General features: G+C 67.4%; 14 protein-coding genes. 11 read left to right on the top strand and 3 right to left on the bottom strand.

What is annotated here, in order from left to right; all coding sequences use genetic code 11:
• The first annotated feature begins 49 nt into the window (after positions 1–49).
• The 11 genes from K5L94_RS12900 to K5L94_RS12850 all read left to right on the top strand — a co-directional run bounded on the left by K5L94_RS12900 (position 50) and on the right by K5L94_RS12850 (position 13,229).
• Positions 50–3,793 carry a nitrate reductase subunit alpha gene (locus K5L94_RS12900; RefSeq protein ID WP_274510615.1) on the top strand — a complete coding sequence of 1,248 codons (3,744 nt, stop codon included), beginning with the start codon at positions 50–52 and terminating at the stop codon, positions 3,791–3,793.
• Entirely contained in the window at positions 3,793–5,337 is a 1,545-nt protein-coding gene (gene narH, locus K5L94_RS12895; RefSeq protein ID WP_008268109.1) for a nitrate reductase subunit beta, read from the top strand. The genes K5L94_RS12900 and narH overlap by 1 nt, the downstream gene beginning before the upstream one ends.
• Positions 5,337–6,017 carry a nitrate reductase molybdenum cofactor assembly chaperone gene (narJ, locus tag K5L94_RS12890; RefSeq protein WP_049457435.1) on the top strand — a complete coding sequence of 227 codons (681 nt, stop codon included), beginning with the start codon at positions 5,337–5,339 and terminating at the stop codon, positions 6,015–6,017. Before narH ends, narJ begins: the two co-directional genes overlap by 1 nt.
• Positions 6,014–6,721: a respiratory nitrate reductase subunit gamma gene (gene narI, locus K5L94_RS12885; protein ID WP_006449390.1), complete on the top strand. Its 708-nt coding sequence runs from the start codon at positions 6,014–6,016 to the stop codon at positions 6,719–6,721. The genes narJ and narI overlap by 4 nt, the downstream gene beginning before the upstream one ends.
• Positions 6,722–6,724: 3 nt before the next feature.
• The gene (locus K5L94_RS12880; RefSeq protein WP_274510614.1) at positions 6,725–7,624 is read left to right on the top strand and encodes a peptidylprolyl isomerase; all 900 of its coding nucleotides are present in this window, start codon (positions 6,725–6,727) and stop codon (positions 7,622–7,624) included.
• Between the two features lie 23 nt (positions 7,625–7,647).
• Entirely contained in the window at positions 7,648–8,979 is a 1,332-nt protein-coding gene (locus K5L94_RS12875) for an MFS transporter (protein ID WP_053509926.1), read from the top strand.
• A 139-nt stretch (positions 8,980–9,118) separates the two neighbouring features.
• On the top strand, positions 9,119–10,333 hold the full coding sequence (locus K5L94_RS12870) for an oxygen-independent coproporphyrinogen III oxidase (RefSeq protein WP_274510613.1): 1,215 nt from the start codon (positions 9,119–9,121) through the stop codon (positions 10,331–10,333).
• Positions 10,334–10,344: 11 nt separating this feature from the next.
• A complete protein-coding gene (locus tag K5L94_RS12865; RefSeq protein ID WP_274510612.1) occupies positions 10,345–11,121 on the top strand; it encodes a helix-turn-helix domain-containing protein in 777 nt (258 codons plus the stop codon).
• Positions 11,122–11,140: 19 nt separating this feature from the next.
• Positions 11,141–11,884 carry a molybdate ABC transporter substrate-binding protein gene (modA, locus tag K5L94_RS12860; protein WP_274510611.1) on the top strand — a complete coding sequence of 248 codons (744 nt, stop codon included), beginning with the start codon at positions 11,141–11,143 and terminating at the stop codon, positions 11,882–11,884.
• A gap of 3 nt (positions 11,885–11,887) precedes the next feature.
• The gene (gene modB, locus K5L94_RS12855; protein ID WP_006449309.1) at positions 11,888–12,571 is read left to right on the top strand and encodes a molybdate ABC transporter permease subunit; all 684 of its coding nucleotides are present in this window, start codon (positions 11,888–11,890) and stop codon (positions 12,569–12,571) included.
• Positions 12,561–13,229, top strand: a complete 669-nt coding sequence (locus tag K5L94_RS12850; RefSeq protein ID WP_274510610.1) for a sulfate/molybdate ABC transporter ATP-binding protein — start codon at positions 12,561–12,563, stop codon at positions 13,227–13,229. The genes modB and K5L94_RS12850 overlap by 11 nt, the downstream gene beginning before the upstream one ends.
• Before the next feature lie 290 nt (positions 13,230–13,519).
• Here K5L94_RS12850 and K5L94_RS12845 read toward each other — a convergent pair whose 3' ends face one another.
• Genes K5L94_RS12845 through K5L94_RS12835 form a run of 3 tightly spaced genes read right to left on the bottom strand, consistent with a single transcriptional unit; the run spans position 13,520 to position 16,103 of the window.
• Positions 13,520–14,320, bottom strand: coding sequence for a class I SAM-dependent methyltransferase (locus K5L94_RS12845; protein ID WP_274510609.1), 801 nt, complete (start codon positions 14,318–14,320; stop codon positions 13,520–13,522).
• A complete protein-coding gene (locus K5L94_RS12840; protein ID WP_274510608.1) occupies positions 14,317–15,093 on the bottom strand; it encodes an ABC transporter ATP-binding protein in 777 nt (258 codons plus the stop codon). Before K5L94_RS12840 ends, K5L94_RS12845 begins: the two co-directional genes overlap by 4 nt.
• Entirely contained in the window at positions 15,090–16,103 is a 1,014-nt protein-coding gene (locus K5L94_RS12835; RefSeq protein WP_274510607.1) for a FecCD family ABC transporter permease, read from the bottom strand. Before K5L94_RS12835 ends, K5L94_RS12840 begins: the two co-directional genes overlap by 4 nt.
• Position 16,104 lies beyond the last annotated feature (1 nt).

Here is a 16,104-nt window from a genome sequence, read left to right as displayed (position 1 = left end):
CAATGAACACCACAGCCACGTTGCAGATGTCCGCAAAGGGAGACCCCCGATGAGTTATTTCCTTGATCGCTTGCAGTTCTTCAAGCGTGACCCCCAGTCTTTTGCCGATGGCCATGGATTTGCCAAGAGCGAGGGCCGCGACTGGGAAAACAGTTACCGCGCCCGCTGGCAGTACGACAAGGTCGTGCGCTCCACCCACGGCGTCAACTGCACCGGCTCGTGCAGCTGGAAGATCTACGTCAAGAACGGCCTGGTCACCTGGGAAACCCAGCAGACCGACTACCCGCGCACCCGCCCGGACCTGCCCAACCATGAACCGCGTGGCTGCCCGCGTGGCGCCAGCTATTCCTGGTACCTGTACAGCGCCAACCGGTTGAAGTACCCGCTGATCCGCGGCACGCTGCTGCGCCTGTGGCGCGAAGCGCGCAGGAGCAAGGCCCCGGTCGATGCCTGGGCCAGCATTGTCGAGGACAAGGAGAAGGCGCGTTCGTACAAGAGCCGCCGCGGCATGGGTGGCTTCGTACGGCTGCAGTGGGAAGAGGCCAACGAGATCATTGCGGCCTCCAACCTGTACACGGTGAAGCAGTACGGCCCGGACCGCGTGGTCGGCTTCTCGCCGATTCCGGCGATGTCGATGGTGTCCTACGCGGCGGGCGCGCGTTACCTGTCGCTGCTGGGCGGCGCCTGCCTGTCTTTCTACGACTGGTACTGCGATCTGCCGCCGGCCTCGCCGCAGATCTGGGGCGAGCAGACCGACGTGCCCGAATCGGCGGACTGGTACAACAGCCGTTACATCATCGCCTGGGGCTCGAACGTGCCGCAGACGCGCACGCCCGACGCGCATTTCTTCACCGAGGCGCGCTACAACGGCACCAAGACGGTGGCGATCTGCCCGGACTATTCCGAGCTGGCCAAGCTGACCGACCACTGGCTGCACCCCAAGCAGGGCACCGACGCGGCGCTGGCCTTTGCGTTCGGCCACGTGATCCTGCGCGAGTTCCATGTCGATTCGCCTTCGCAGTACTTCCAGGACTACTGCCGCCAGTACTCGGACATGCCGATGCTGGTGCGCCTGGAACGTCGCGACGATGGCCGGCTGGTCCCGGGCCGCTTCCTGCGCGCCAGTGAACTGGGCGGGCTCGGCGAAGCCAACAACCCCGACTGGAAGACCCTGGCCTATGACCAGACCAGCGGCCAGATCGTGGTGCCGAACGGCTCGATCGGCTTCCGCTGGGGCGAGAAGGGCAAGTGGAACATCGAAGAGAAGGCCAGCAACGGCGCCGATACGCGCCTGCAGCTGAGCCTGTCTGAAACCCACGACGGCATCGAGGCGGTCAGCTTCCCGTACTTCGGCGGCATCGAGACCGACGGCTGGACCGCAGCACCGGCCGATGACGTGCTTGACCGCAACATCCCGGTGCGTCGACTGGCCCTGGCCGACGGCGGCGACACCCTGGTGGCCACGGTCTACGACCTGCTGCTGGCCCAGTACGGCGTGGACCGTGGCTTCGGCGGCGGCAACGTGGCGCGCAGTTTCGACGACATGGTGCCGGGTACCCCGGCCTGGCAGGAGCGCATCACCGGCGTGTCGCGTGCGGAAGTGATCGAGATCGCCCGCGAATTCGCGCGTACCGCCGACAAGACCCATGGCCGCTCGATGATCATCGTCGGCGCGGGCATGAACCACTGGTTCCACAACGACATGAACTACCGCGGCCTGATCAACATGCTGATCATGTGCGGTTGCGTGGGCCAGACCGGTGGCGGCTGGGCGCATTACGTGGGCCAGGAAAAGCTGCGCCCGCAGACCGGCTGGCAACCGCTGGCGTTCGGCCTGGACTGGAGCCGCCCGCCGCGGCACATGAACGGCACATCGTTCTTCTATTTCAACACCGGGCAGTGGCGTTACGAGAAGCTGCAGGTGGACGAGCTGCTCTCGCCTCTGGCCGATGCCAGCAAGTACAGCGGCAGCCTGGCCGATCTGAACCTGCGCGCCGTGCGCATGGGCTGGTTGCCGTGTGCGCCGCAGCTGGACCGCAATCCGCTGCAGCTGGTGCGGGAGGCTGAAGCGGCCGGCATTGCCCCGGCCGACTACGCGCTGGGCAAGTTCAAGGATGGTTCGCTGGACTTCGCCTTCGCCGACCCGGATGCGCAGCAGAACCACCCGCGCATGATGTTCATCTGGCGCTCGAACCTGCTCGGTTCGTCGGGCAAGGGCCACGAGTACATGCTGCGGCATCTGCTCGGCACGCGCCATGGCCTGCAGGGCAAGGACCTGGGCGAGATGGGCGCGATCAAGCCGGAGGAGGTGAAGTGGCGTGACGAGGCACCGGAAGGCAAGCTGGACCTGCTGGTCACGCTCGACTTCCGCATGTGCACCACCGCGCTGTACTCGGACATCGTGCTGCCGACCGCAACCTGGTACGAGAAGGACGATCTCAATACCTCGGACATGCACCCGTTCATCCATCCGCTGTCCAAGGCGGTGGATCCGGCGTGGGAATCGCGCAGTGACTGGGAGATCTTCAAGGAGGTCGCCCGCACCGTGAGCGAGATGGCGCCGGGTGTGCTGGGCGTGGAAAAGGACCTGGTGCTGGTGCCGACCCTGCATGACACGCCCAACGAACTGGGCATGCCGTTCGGCGTGGCCGACTGGAAGAAGGGCGAGTGCGAGGCCATCCCGGGCCAGACCATGCCGTCGATGACGGTGGTGGAGCGCGACTACCCGAACCTGTACCGCAAGTTCACCTCGCTGGGCCCGCTGCTGGACAAGCTGGGCAACGGCGGCAAGGGCATGAGCTGGGACACCAGGCACGAGGTCGAATTCCTCGGCAAGCTCAACCACACCGTGCACGACGAGGGCGTCAGCCACGGCCGCCCGGCCATCTCGACCGCGATCGACGCGGCCGAAGTGATCCTGCACCTGGCGCCGGAAACCAATGGCCACGTGGCAGTGAAGGCCTGGGAGTCATTGGGTACCTTCACCGGCCGTGAGCATACCCACCTGGCGGTGGGCAAGGAGCACGAGGCGATCCGCTTCCGTGACATCCAGGCGCAGCCGCGCAAGATCATCTCTTCGCCGATCTGGTCGGGGCTGGAAGACGACAACGTCAGCTACAACGCCGGCTATACCAACGTGCACGAATTGATTCCGTGGCGCACGGTGACCGGCCGCCAGCAGTTCTACCAGGACCACGAGTGGATGATCGACTTCGGCGAGGCCTTCATGGGCTACCGGCCGCCGGTCAACACGCGCACGGTGGAGCCGCTGTTGAACCAGCGCCCGAACGGCAACAAGGAGATCGTGCTGAACTGGATCACCCCGCACCAGAAGTGGGGCATCCACAGCACCTACAGCGACAACCTGATCATGCAGACGCTGTCGCGCGGTGGCCCGATCGTGTGGTTGAGCGAGGATGACGCGCGCAGCGGCGGCATCGTCGACAACGACTGGATCGAACTGTTCAACGTCAACGGCGCGATCGCCGCGCGTGCGGTGGTCAGCCAGCGCGTGATGCCGGGCATGGCGATGATGTACCACGCCCAGGAACGCATCATCAATGTGCCGGGCTCGGAGATTTCCGGTACCCGCGGCGGCATCCACAACTCGGTGACCCGCATCGTGCTCAAGCCGACCCACATGATTGGTGGCTACGCGCAGCTGGCCTATGGCTTCAACTACTACGGCACCTGCGGTACCAACCGCGACGAGTTCGTGATCGTACGCAAGATGGACAAGGTCGACTGGCTGGATGGTGAGGCTGTTCCTGCGGCTGCGAAGGAGGTGGTGTGATGAAGGTCCGTGCACAGATCGCGATGGTGCTGAACCTGGACAAGTGCATCGGCTGCCATACCTGCTCGATCACCTGCAAGAACGTCTGGACCTCGCGCGAGGGCGTCGAGTACGCCTGGTTCAACAACGTGGAAACCAAGCCGGGCATCGGCTACCCGAAGGAATGGGAGAACCAGGACAAGTGGAATGGCGGCTGGGTGCGCACCCGCGCCGGCAAGCTGGTGCCGCGTGCCGGTGGCCGCTGGCGGATGCTGGCCAAGATCTTCGCCAACCCGGACCTGCCGCAGATCGACGACTACTACGAGCCGTTCGACTTCGACTACCAGAACCTGCACACCGCCAAGGACAGCCAGCACCAGCCCACCGCGCGGCCACGCTCGCTGATCAGCGGCGAGCGCATGCAGAAGATCGAGTGGGGCCCGAACTGGGAGGAGATCCTGGGCTCGGAGTTCAGCAAGCGCTCGCGTGACTACAACTTCGACCAGGTGCAGAAGGAGATCTACGGCGCCTTCGAGAAGACCTTCATGATGTACCTGCCACGCCTGTGCGAGCACTGCCTGAACCCGGCGTGCGTATCGGCGTGCCCGTCGGGCGCGATCTACAAGCGCGAGGAAGACGGCATCGTGCTGATCGACCAGGACAAGTGCCGTGGCTGGCGCATGTGCGTGTCGGCCTGTCCGTACAAGAAGATCTATTACAACTGGAAGAGCGGCAAGTCGGAGAAGTGCATCTTCTGCTACCCGCGCATCGAGATGGGCGAGCCGACCGTGTGCTCGGAGACCTGCGTGGGCCGCATCCGCTACCTGGGCGTGATGCTGTACGACGCCGACCGCATTGCCGAGGCCGCCTCGGTGGCCGCCGAGAAGGACCTGTACCAGGCGCACCTGGACATCTTCCTGGACCCGAACGACCCGGCGGTGATCGCTGCCGCGCGCAAGGAAGGCATTCCGGACAGCTGGCTGGACGCGGCCAAGCAGTCGCCGGTCTACAAGCTGGCCATCGACTGGAAGCTGGCGCTGCCGCTGCACCCGGAATACCGCACGCTGCCGATGGTCTGGTACGTGCCGCCGCTGTCGCCGATCCAGTCGGCGGCCGAGCGTGGCCGGGTGGGCATGAGCGGCGAACTGCCGGACGTGGCCTCGCTGCGCATCCCGATGCGCTACCTGGCCAACCTGCTGACAGCCGGTGACGAGGCACCGGTTGTGCGCGCGCTGGAGCGGCTGATGGCGATGCGTGCCTGGCGCCGGGCCAAGAACGTGGACGGCGTGGAAGACACCGCGGTGCTGGAGCAGACCGGGTTGAGCATTGCCCAGGTGGAAGAGATGTACCGCTACCTGGCCATCGCCAACTACGAGGACCGTTTCGTGATTCCGACCGGCCACCGCGAATATGCCAACGATGCCTTCGGCGAACGCGGCGGCTGTGGCTTCACCTTCGGCAACGGCTGCAACGGTGACAGCCCGGCCGACCTGTTCGGCCAGCGCAGCACCAGCACGTTCGTGGTGGACAAGGGGCCCAACCACCGTCGCAAGGAGGTGGTGTGATGAGCGTGCTCAAGCTGGTCGGGGTGCTGCTGGACTACCCCCGTGAGGAACTGTGGCAGCACGGCGAGGAACTGCTCGCCGCCTGCGACGACCCGGCGCTGAGCGCCGCCCGCCGCCAGCAGCTGCGAAGCTTCGTGCAGCAGCTGCTGGGCACCGATGCGCTGGATGCGCAGGCCGCCTGGCTGGCCAGTTTCGACCGTGGTCGTTCGATGAGCCTGCTGCTGTTCGAACACATCCATGGCGAATCGCGTGATCGCGGCCAGGCCATGGTCGACCTGGTCGAGACGTACCGCCGCAATGGCTTCGAGCTGGATGCTCGCGAGCTGCCGGACTACCTGCCGCTGCTGCTGGAGTTCCTGGCCCATCGGCCCGGCAGCGAGGCCCGTGAGTGGCTGCACCACATCGGCCACATCGCCGGCATGCTGGCTGCGCGCGCCGCCGAGCGCGAGCTGCCGCATCGGGTGCTGTTCGAGATCCTGGTCGAAGCCGGCGACGGCAAGGCCGATCTGCAGGCGCTGCGCCAGCGTGCCAGTGAAGAAGTCCGCGACGATACCGCCGAGGCCATGGACCGCTTGTGGGAGGAAGAGGCGGTGCGCTTCGGCGCCGAAGCCCCTGCCGAAGACTGCAAGCCGCCCGTGCGTTCGCCGGCCCGTCCTTCGCATCGAGAGGTCCAGCCATGAGTTACTCCCTGCATCAATTCGCCTTCCAGTACTACCCGTACATCGCCGTGGCGGTGCTGCTGATCGGCAGCTGGGCCCGTTATGACAAGGCCATGTACACCTGGCGCACCGGCTCCAGCCAGATGCTGTCGGACAAGGGCATGCGGATCGGCAGCAACTGCTTCCACATCGGCATCCTGGCCATCCTTGGTGGGCATCTGGTCGGCCTGCTGACCCCGCATGCGGTGTACGAGCACTTCATCACCTCCTCGCAGAAGCAGATGCTGGCGATGGTGGTCGGCGGTGTATTCGGCGCGCTGTGCTTCATCGGCATCAGCATCCTGCTGGTACGCCGCCTGTTCAATGCGCGCGTGCGTGCCACCGGCAGTTTCGGCGACACCCTGGTGCTGGTGCTGCTGTTCGCCCAGCTGTGCCTGGGCCTGTACAGCATCCGCATTTCGGCCGGCCACCTGGACGGCGGGGTGATGGTGCAGCTGGCCGAATGGGCCCAGCACATCGTGACCTTCCGTGCCGGTGCCGCCGACTACATTGAAGGCGTCAGCTGGGTCTACAAGATGCACATCTTCCTGGGCCTGACCCTGTTCCTGATCGCGCCGTTCACCCGCCTGGTGCACGTGTGGAGCATCCCGATCAGCTACCTGTGGCGGCCCTACCAGGTGGTGCGCCGGCGCCAGGCCACGCTGCGCTACGGGCCGCGGGAGTAAGCCATGGGCAGCCTGCCGAAATTCCTGCCGATCACTGTGATCGACTCCGCCGCACCGGTACCTGCCGAGGCGCATTCGCACCACCACGATGCGGCGGAGCAGGGGCCGCGTTCGCTCGGGCAGCCGGCACCGTGCCGGCTGTTCGTGGACGACATTGCCATCAGCGAGGCCGAGATCGCCCGCGAGATGCAGCACCATCGGGCGATGCGCCCGGAACAGTCACGCGCCGAGGCAGCGCGTGCACTGGTGGTGCGCGAGCTGTTGCGCCTGGAGGCGCAGCGGCTGGGGCTGCAGGCGCCCGAGGGTGGGCGGGTCAGCGATGAAGAAGTGCTGATCCAGCAACTGCTGGAAGATGCGATCGAGGACCGTGTACCCACCGACGAGGACTGCCGCCGCTATTTCGAGCAGAACCCGGAGCGCTTCCGCTCGCCCGATCGCGTGCGCCTGCGCCATATCCTGCTGGCGGCAGCGGCCGATGACGTGGCCGGGCGGTTTGCCGCACGCACCGAGGGTGAGCGGCTGGTGGGGCTGCTGAAGGAATCGCCGCACCTGTTCGCCGATTTCGCCCTGCGCCATTCGCGCTGCCCCTCCAGCAGCGAGGGCGGTGACCTCGGCTGGCTGCAGCGGGGCCAGACCACGCCGGAGTTCGATCGCCAGGTGTTCCGCCTGCGCGAAGGCCTGGCCGGCTTCCCGGTGGAATCGCGCTGGGGCTACCACGTGGTCTGCATCGACGCCCGCGAGGAAGGCCAGCCGCAGCCATTCGAAGCGGTGCTGCCGCAGCTGCGTGACTACCTGGAACTGCAGGTGCGGCAGCGCGAAGTGCAGGCCTACCTGCTGCAGCTGCAGGAACGCTATCCGGTGCGCGGGCTGGAAGAGATCGAAGCTGAAGCGGATATCGGCTGACCCATCGTGAACGAGGAGACTCCATGAACCAGGCTCTTGCCCCCGCCAGTGCCGGGCAGCAGCAGCGTGCGCTGTGGCTGAGCACTTTCGCTTTTACCGTGTGTTTCGCCGTGTGGATGATCTTCTCGATCATCGGCATCCAGATCAGCCAGCAGCTCGGGCTGAACGACACCGAGTTCGGCCTGCTGATCGCCACCCCGGTGCTGACCGGTTCGGTCAGCCGCGTGTTCCTTGGCATCTGGTCCGACCAGTTCGGTGGCCGCAAGGTGATGGTGCTGGTGATGCTGTGTGGCGCCGTGGCCACCTGGATGCTGACCTATGCGCAGACCTACACCCAGTTCCTGTTCGCTGCGCTGTGCGTGGGCATCGCCGGTGGCAACTTCTCGGTCGGCGTGGCCTACGTGTCGAAGTTTTTCCCGGCCAGCAAACAGGGCACCGCGCTGGGCATCTTCGGTGCTGGCAACATCGGTTCGGCGGTGACCAAGCTGCTGGCGCCGCTGGTGATGGTGGCCGCCGGCTGGACCATGGTGGCCAAGGTCTGGGCAGTGGCGCTGGCCGTCACCGCCGTGTTGTTCTTCCTCTTCAGCAAGGAAGATCCGTCGCTGGAACAGCGCCGCCGCGAAGGCGTGAAGCCGGTGCCGTTCGCCGAGCAGATGGCACCGCTGAAGAACCTGCAGGTGTGGCGGTTCTCGCTGTACTACTTCTTCGTGTTCGGCGGCTTCGTGGCGCTGGCATTGTGGCTGCCGCACTACCTGGTGGGCGCCTATGGCATGGACGTGGGCACCGCCGGCATGCTGGCGGCGTGCTATTCGATCCCGGCCAGCCTGTTCCGCGTGGTCGGTGGCTGGATGTCGGACAGGATGGGCGCGCGCCGGGTGATGTACTGGACCTTCGGTGTCTCGGCCATCTGCACCTTCCTGCTGGCCTACCCGGACACCGAGTACGTGGTGAAGGGCATTCACGGCCCGATCCACTTCCACCTGGCCATCGGCGTGGTGCTGTTCACCGTGCTGGTGTTCGTGCTGGGCTTCTTCATGTCGCTGGGCAAGGCCGCGGTCTACAAGCACATCCCGGTGTACTACCCGGATCGCGTCGGCGCGGTCGGTGGCGTGGTCGGCATGATCGGCGGCCTCGGCGGCTTCATCCTGCCGATCGTGTTCGGTGCGCTGAACGATGCGCTGGGCATCTGGAGCAGCTGCTTCATGCTGCTGTTCGTGCTGGTGGCCGCTGCACTGGCCTGGATGCATTTCGCCATCCGCCGCATGGAGCGCCGCCACTTCCCGCAGATCGACCGCGAGACCGATCTGCCTGAAGCCATCGATGCCGCCGCGGCCGATCGTGCGCGCGGCAGGTGAAGGGTTTTGCCGGCCAACGGCCGGCACGACCGTGTGTGTGAAGGGGTAGTGCCGGCCGCTGGCCGGCATGAATCCGCGGATGCGTCGCGCTTGATTTCAATCAGGGCAACGCGAGGAGGGACGCCCGAAGATGTCTGCCATGAGCTTCCACGTTGATCAGAGTGAGGACACCGCGCTGCAGGCGGCATTGCTGCGGCAACCCCGGCATGTGCTGTTCCCGCCGGCTGACCAGTTCAGCACCGGCTTCGGCGAAAGTGGATGGCGCGCCGCGGTGCGCGCCAGCAACGAGCACCTGATCCCGCGCGGCCTGACCCTGGGTTTCCAGGCCGGCCGCGGCGGACGCGAGGTATCGCCGCAGGCCTATCTGGAGACACTACTGCAGGCGTTGCGGTTGCAGGCCGATGCACTGGCCGAGGACCGCGAGGTGGTCGCCATGGTCCTGCAGCTGGGGCTGGCCGAAACGCTGCCACCGCCGCAGCTGGGCCAGCTGCTGGACGCGGTGCCGCAGCATCTGCGCACCGTGGCACGACCCCAGGTGGAGGTGCGGCTGGATGCAGGCAGCGCGTTGTCACCGGCACAACTACGTGCGCTAGGGTGCACCCGCCTGAACGTGATCGACCGGGCTGACGCGCCGGGGCCGACCCTGCTGGCGCAGGCGCGGCAGGTGGGCTTCACCGCGCGTTACTACCAGTTGCGGGTGCCAGCCTGCGAGGATGCAGGCTTCATCGAACGCCTGCATGAGGTGCTGGCCGAAGCGCCCGAGCGCGTGCTGCTGCCGGCAGCGTGCGCGTTGCCGCAGCATCCGTCCGCCGCGAACTGGCTGCAGGCCTGGCGCCTGCTGCGCGCAGCGGGCTACGAGGCGATCGGCGGCGATCACTATCAACGCGGTGACCTGCCGAACCCGCACGGGCCAGGCGATGGCCAGCGCCACTGCGACCTGGCCGGCGTGCCGCGCCGTGACCGCAGCGATTTCATTGGCCTCGGCCTGTCTGCCTGCAGCCAGATCGGCGAGGTGTTCTACCGGCTGGAGGACGAATGGGATCAATGGCGCGCTCGGCTGCAGGCCGGGCACATCGGCGTGTCCGCCGGCCTGATCCTGTCTGAAGACGAGCGGCTGGCGGCCGAGGTGGCGCAGAGCATTGCCTGCGACCATGCCCTCGATGCCGCCGCCTTCGAATGGCGCAACGATGAACCGTTCGAGGAGTGCTTCGCCGCACAGCTGCCGGCCCTGTCGCCACTGCTCGCTCGCGGCTGGGCGCAGTGGGACGCACGCGTGCTGCGCCTGGCCGAAGAAGGTCGCCTGCTGTGGCGTATGATGGCTGCATGCTTCCGGCCGGCGGCCGCCATCGCTTGAGTCTTGCCTCGATGTCTCCGAATCCGCCCTCGCATGGCCGCCTTCGCCAGGCGACACCGAATCCCGCTGCTGCCGACGACGGCGACGCACTGCATTTCTGCAGCACCTGTGCGTTCTCCGATGCCTGCATGTCGCAGGGGTATGACAAAACCGCGCTGGGTGACCTGCATGTGCTGGTCGACCATGTCGGTCCGTTCCATGCCGGTGACTACATCTTCCGTGCCGGCGAATCGTTCGACTCGATCGCGGCGGTGCGCGCGGGCATGGTCAAGACCTTCGTCGATGACAGCCAGGGCAATGAACAGGTGCTGGGCTTCAGCCTGCCAGGCGAGGTGATCGGCCTGAACGCGATCCATGGTTCGCGCTTCCCCTGCAATGCGGTCGCGCTGGATACCGTGCACCTGTGCCGCATCTCGTTCCCCAAGTTGAGCCTGCTGGCCACGCGCATGCCGGGGCTGCAGGCCAAGCTGTTCAGCCTGCTCAGTGCGGAGATCGGCAAGGTCGCCACGTTGGCGGCCAACCACCGCACCGAGGAGCGCATGGCCGCGTTCCTGCTGGACATGTCCGAACGTTATGCACGGCGCGGATTCTCCGCCACGCGCTTCAACCTGACCATGGCGCGCACCGAGATCGCCAACTACCTGCGGATGGCGCCGGAAACCGCCAGCCGCGTGCTGCGCCGCCTGAGCGATGATGGGATCATCGCGGTGAAGCAGCGCGAGATCCTGCTGTTGCAGCCCGAGCGCCTGGCGGCGCTGGCGGTGGCTGACGAATCCAATCCGAACTGAACCAGGCCGGGAGCCGACCATGAAACGAGCGGGACTGTTGTTGCTGGGACTGCTGGCCACGGTGCCGGCCTGGGCGGCCGACCTGACGGTGTCGGCGGCATCGAGCCTGACCGAGAGCTTCCGTGAACTGGGTGCCGCCTACGAGAAGGCACACCCGGGAACCAAGGTCGATTTCAACTTCGCCGCCTCGGGCGTGCTGCTGCAGCAGATCAGCCGCGGCGCGCCGGTGGACGTGTTCGCCTCCGCCGATGAAACCACCATGGACCAGGCCCAGCAGCAGGACCTGCTGGCCGCGGGCACGCGCGAGGTGTTCGCGGTGAATGCGCTGTGGGTGGTGGTGCCGCCGCAGGCCAAGGCCGCGCCGCGCAGTTTGAAGGACCTGGCCGGTACCGGCGTGCAGCGCATTGCGCTGGGCAACCCGGACAGTGTGCCGGTCGGCCGCTATGCCAAGGGCGCGCTGGAGAAGGCTGGGCTGTGGCCGTCGGTGCAGGGCAAGACCATCACCACGCAGAACGTGCGCCAGTCGCTGGATTACGTGGCGCGTGGTGAAGTGGACGCCGGCTTCGTCTACGCCACCGATGCGCAGGCGATGCCGGACCGGGTGCGCCGGGCCTTCGCGGTGCCGGTGTCGGGGCGCATCGCCTATCCGCTGGCGGTGACCAAGGCCAGCGCGCAGCCGGTCGAAGCCAAGCGCTTCACGGCGTTCGTGCGCTCGGCGCAGGGCCAGGCGATCCTGGCCAAGCAGGGGTTTGGCAAGCCCTGAGGCATGGATCTCGACTGGAGCGCACTGGGGTTGTCGCTGAAGGTGGCCGGTTGGGCCACCGCGATCAACCTGGTGCTGGGCGTGGCGCTGGGCGCGCTGCTGGCGCGTCGGCGCTTTCCGGGCCGTGAGCTGTTGGATTCACTGCTGACCCTGCCGATGGTGTTGCCACCGACGGTGCTCGGCTACTACCTGCTGGTGCTGATCGGACGCAATGGCCCGATCGGCGCGTGGCTGCAATCGTGGTTCGGTATCAACCTGGTGTTTACCTGGCAGGCGGCGGTGATCGCGGCGGCGGTGGCCTCGCTGCCGCTGGTGTTCAAGCCGGCACGCGCGGCGTTCGAGGGCGTGGACGGGCAACTGGAGCAGGCCGCGCGCACTCTCGGCGTGTCCGAAGCGGCGGTGTTCTTCCGGGTCACGCTGCCGTTGGCCTGGCGCGGCATTCTTGCCGGCCTGCTGCTGGCCTTCGCGCGCGCGATGGGCGAGTTCGGCGCAACGCTGATGGTGGCCGGCAGCATTCCGGGCCGCACGCAGACGCTGTCGATCGCCATCTACGAAGCGGTACAGGCCGGGCAGGATGGCAAGGCCAATGCGCTGGTGATCCTGACCTCGGTGGTGTGCATCGTGATCCTGCTGCTGGCCGCGCGGCTGGTCGGCGGACGCCGCCGGGAGCTGCGTGATGTGGCTTGACCTGCAGGTGCAGCGGCGGCTGCAGGCGGCCGGACAGGATTTCGTGTTGGACGTGTCGCTGCAGTGCTCGCAGCGGCAGGTGGTGCTGTTTGGGCCCTCCGGCGCGGGCAAGAGCCTGACATTGAAGGCGGTGGCCGGGCTGCTGCGGCCCGGCCAGGGCCATGTGCGCCTGCAGGGACAGACCCTGTTCGATGCCGCAACCGGCGTGGACCTGCCGCCGCAGCGTCGCCGGCTGGGCTACGTGTTCCAGGACTATGCGCTGTTCCCGCACCTGAGCGTGCGCCAGAACGTGGCGTTCGGGCTGCAGAGGGGCTGGTTGAATCCACGCAGCAGCCAGCGCTTCGAACCGGTGGAGCAGTGGCTGCACGCGTTCCGCATCGACACGGTGGGCGATCTGCTGCCGTCGCAGATTTCCGGTGGCCAGCGCCAGCGCACCGCCCTGGCGCGCGCCCTGGTGACCCAGCCGCAGGCGCTGCTGCTGGACGAACCGTTTTCCGCGCTGGACCACGACCTGCGCCAGCACCTGCGCCAGGAACTGGAAACGGTGCTGGACAAGACCGGCATCCCGTTGCTGCTGATCAGCCACGACCCGCAGGACGTGGCCGTGTTCGGCCAGCAGGTGGCCCGCGTGGTGGACGGCCGCATCGTCGGCGAGTGACCCGTGATGGACGCACTGGCGATGGTGGGTTACATCTGATGGTAGTGCCGGTCGCTGGCCGGCAACCATGGAATCCGGAGCAGCCGGCCAGCGGCCGGCTCTACCGCACCGGGGGTTCAGCGGCATCTGATGGTAGTGCCGGCCGCTGGCCGGCAATCATGGAATCCGGAGCAGCCGGCCAGCGGCCGGCTCTACCGCATCGGGGGTTCAGTGGCATCTGATGGTAGTGCCGGCCGCTGGCCGGCAATCATGGAATCCCGAGCAGCCGGCCAGCGGCCGGCTCTACCGGGTCAATCGTTGGTCGCCCACTGGATGAACGCCCAGCGCCGTGTCGGTGCCATGCCGAAACGATGCTGCGGCGAGCGTGCATGCCATGCGCGCACGCGGGCTTCCTCATCCGCATCCAGCGCACCGAACAGTTCCACGGCCTGGCGCACCAGGCCGTCGGCATCCTGGGCGACGTCGCGCACCGATTCGGGCAGATAATCCACCTGCGGCGAGCGGCCCATATCCAGCAGCATGTTGATCGGGTAGCGGTGATCGGGCATCGGCACCCAGTCGCGGCCGAGCAGCTCGGCCAGCTCGGGCACGCCGGCACGCGGGCCGGTGGCGAAGGTGATGCAGGCGCGCTGGCGGGCGTGCGCGTCCAGCCTGCGCAGCGCTGCCTCAAGGTCCGGCACCATCAGTGAGCGCGAGGCAATGGCAAGGTCGCAGCGCGGCACGGCGTGCCAGTCATCGGTCCACGACAGCTGCCACGGCGTAACGTTGCTGGCATCTTCGCGTGCGATCGCGGCGCGCAGGCCGTCGAGCATGCCGCTGCTGTAGTCCAGGGCATGCACGTGCTGCACCTGTGCAGCGATGGGCAGGCTCAGCAGGCCGGGCCCGCAGCCGACATCCAACACCGTGGCCACACCTCCCAGATCAAGCCGGGCCAGGAAGGCGTCGCTGTAGTCATCGTGGCGGCGTTTCCAGCTGGTCTGCGCGGCGCGCGCATCCCAGGCACTGGCCGGCTTGGCCTGGAATGCACAGGCCAGCAGGTGCTGGCGATAGCGCGCGGCGTGGTCGATCGGGGTGGGTAGCGGTGTACTCATGGGGAAGATCCAGAAGCGGGCAGGGCGGCAGCGACGCGTGCCGCATCGACGCCATACAGCGTGGCGAGGCGTTCGGGGGTGGCGATCTCCCGCGCAGGGCCCAGTGCCTGCAGGCTGCCCGCCGCCATCAGTGCGATGCGGTCGGCGACCTGCAGCGCGTGCTGCGGTTGATGGGTGGACAGCAGCACGCCGATGCCACGGTCGGCCAGGCGACGCACGGTATCGAGGATGCGCAGCTGGTTGCCGAAGTCGAGGCTGGCGGTGGGCTCGTCCATCACCAGCAGGTGCGCCTGCTGGGCCAGCGCACGCGCGATCAGCACCAGCTGACGCTCGCCGCCACTGAGCGTGGTCACCGTGCGTTCGGCGAGCGCATGCAACCCCAGTTCGCGCAGGCACTCCCCGGCGATGGCTTCATCGGCACGACCGGGGGCGGCCAGCAGGCCCAAGTGCGCGGCGCGGCCCATGGCCACCACCTCGCGCACGCGCCAGGCGAAAGGCATGGGTGAGGCCTGCGGGACATAACCGATGCGGCGAGCAATGGCAGTGCGGTCATGCGCGCGCAGCGGCGTGCCCTGCAGGTCCACCTCGCCGCGCACGGCGGGCAGCAGGCCGTGCAGGGTGCGGAACAGGGTGGTCTTGCCACAGCCGTTCGGGCCAAGCAGGCACAGCACTTCACCGGGGTGTACCGTCAACGCGAACGGCGCACCCAGTGCCACGCCGGCATGGCCGATGACCAGTCCGCGCGCTTCCAGCAACGGTGTGCTGCTGCTCATGGCCGACGCTCGCTGCGCGCCAGTACCAGCAGGAAGCAGGGCACGCCGACAAACGCGGTGAGGATGCCGAGCGGTAGTTCGATCGGCGCCAGGGTACGCGCCAGCGTATCGGCCGCGAGCAGGAAACTGGCGCCGAGCAGCAGGCTGGCCGGCAACAGGCGGCGGAAGTCGGCGCCGACCAGCAACCGCGCGATGTGCGGAACCACCAGCCCGACCCAGCCGATGATGCCGGCCAGCGACACCGCTGCTGCCGTGCACAGCGTGGCGGCGGCGATCAGTGTCCAGCGCAGCGGCGTGACCGCTACGCCCAGCGCGCTGGCCTCCTCGTCGCCGAGGCCGAGCAGGTTCACCCGCCAGCGCAGCAGCGCCAGCGGCAACAGCCCGATCAGCAGCAATGGCGCGGTGACCTTGAGGTCGTCGATGACCACCGCGTTCAGGCCACCGAGCAGCCAGAAGGTGATCGACGGCAACTGCGTGTACGGATCGGCCAACAGCTTCAACAACGAGATGCCGGCGCCAAGCAGCGCCGACACCGCGACACCGGCCAGCACCAGCACCAGCACCGGGTCGTGACGACGCACCAGCGCCGCCACCAGGCAGACCAGGCCGACCGCACCCAGGCCGCCGGCAAAGGCGATGCCCTGCACCAGCAGCATCGGCAGGCCGAGGAACAGGCCCAGCGACGCGCCAAGACCCGCGCCCGCGGAGACGCCGAGGATGTCCGGCGACACCAGCGGATTGCGGAACATGGCCTGATAGGCCGCGCCAGCGGCGGACAGCACCGCGCCGATCAGGACGGCGGCCAGCACGCGCGGCAGGCGGATGTGCCAGAGCGCGGCCTGCACCGCAGGCGCGGGGGGATCGCCCGTGCCGAACAGCTGCCAGCCGATGGCCTGCAGCAGCGCCGCCGGTTGCACCGGGAACTGGCCGACCGAGAACGCCAGCAGCAGCATCGCCAGCAGCAGGCTCCAGCCACCGGCATGCCAGGCCCAGCGAGGAAGCGTGCGCATG

This window comes from Stenotrophomonas forensis (assembly GCF_028752115.1).
Lineage (GTDB): Bacteria > Pseudomonadota > Gammaproteobacteria > Xanthomonadales > Xanthomonadaceae > Stenotrophomonas > Stenotrophomonas forensis.
This window is presented reverse-complemented; position numbering and strand designations above follow the sequence as displayed.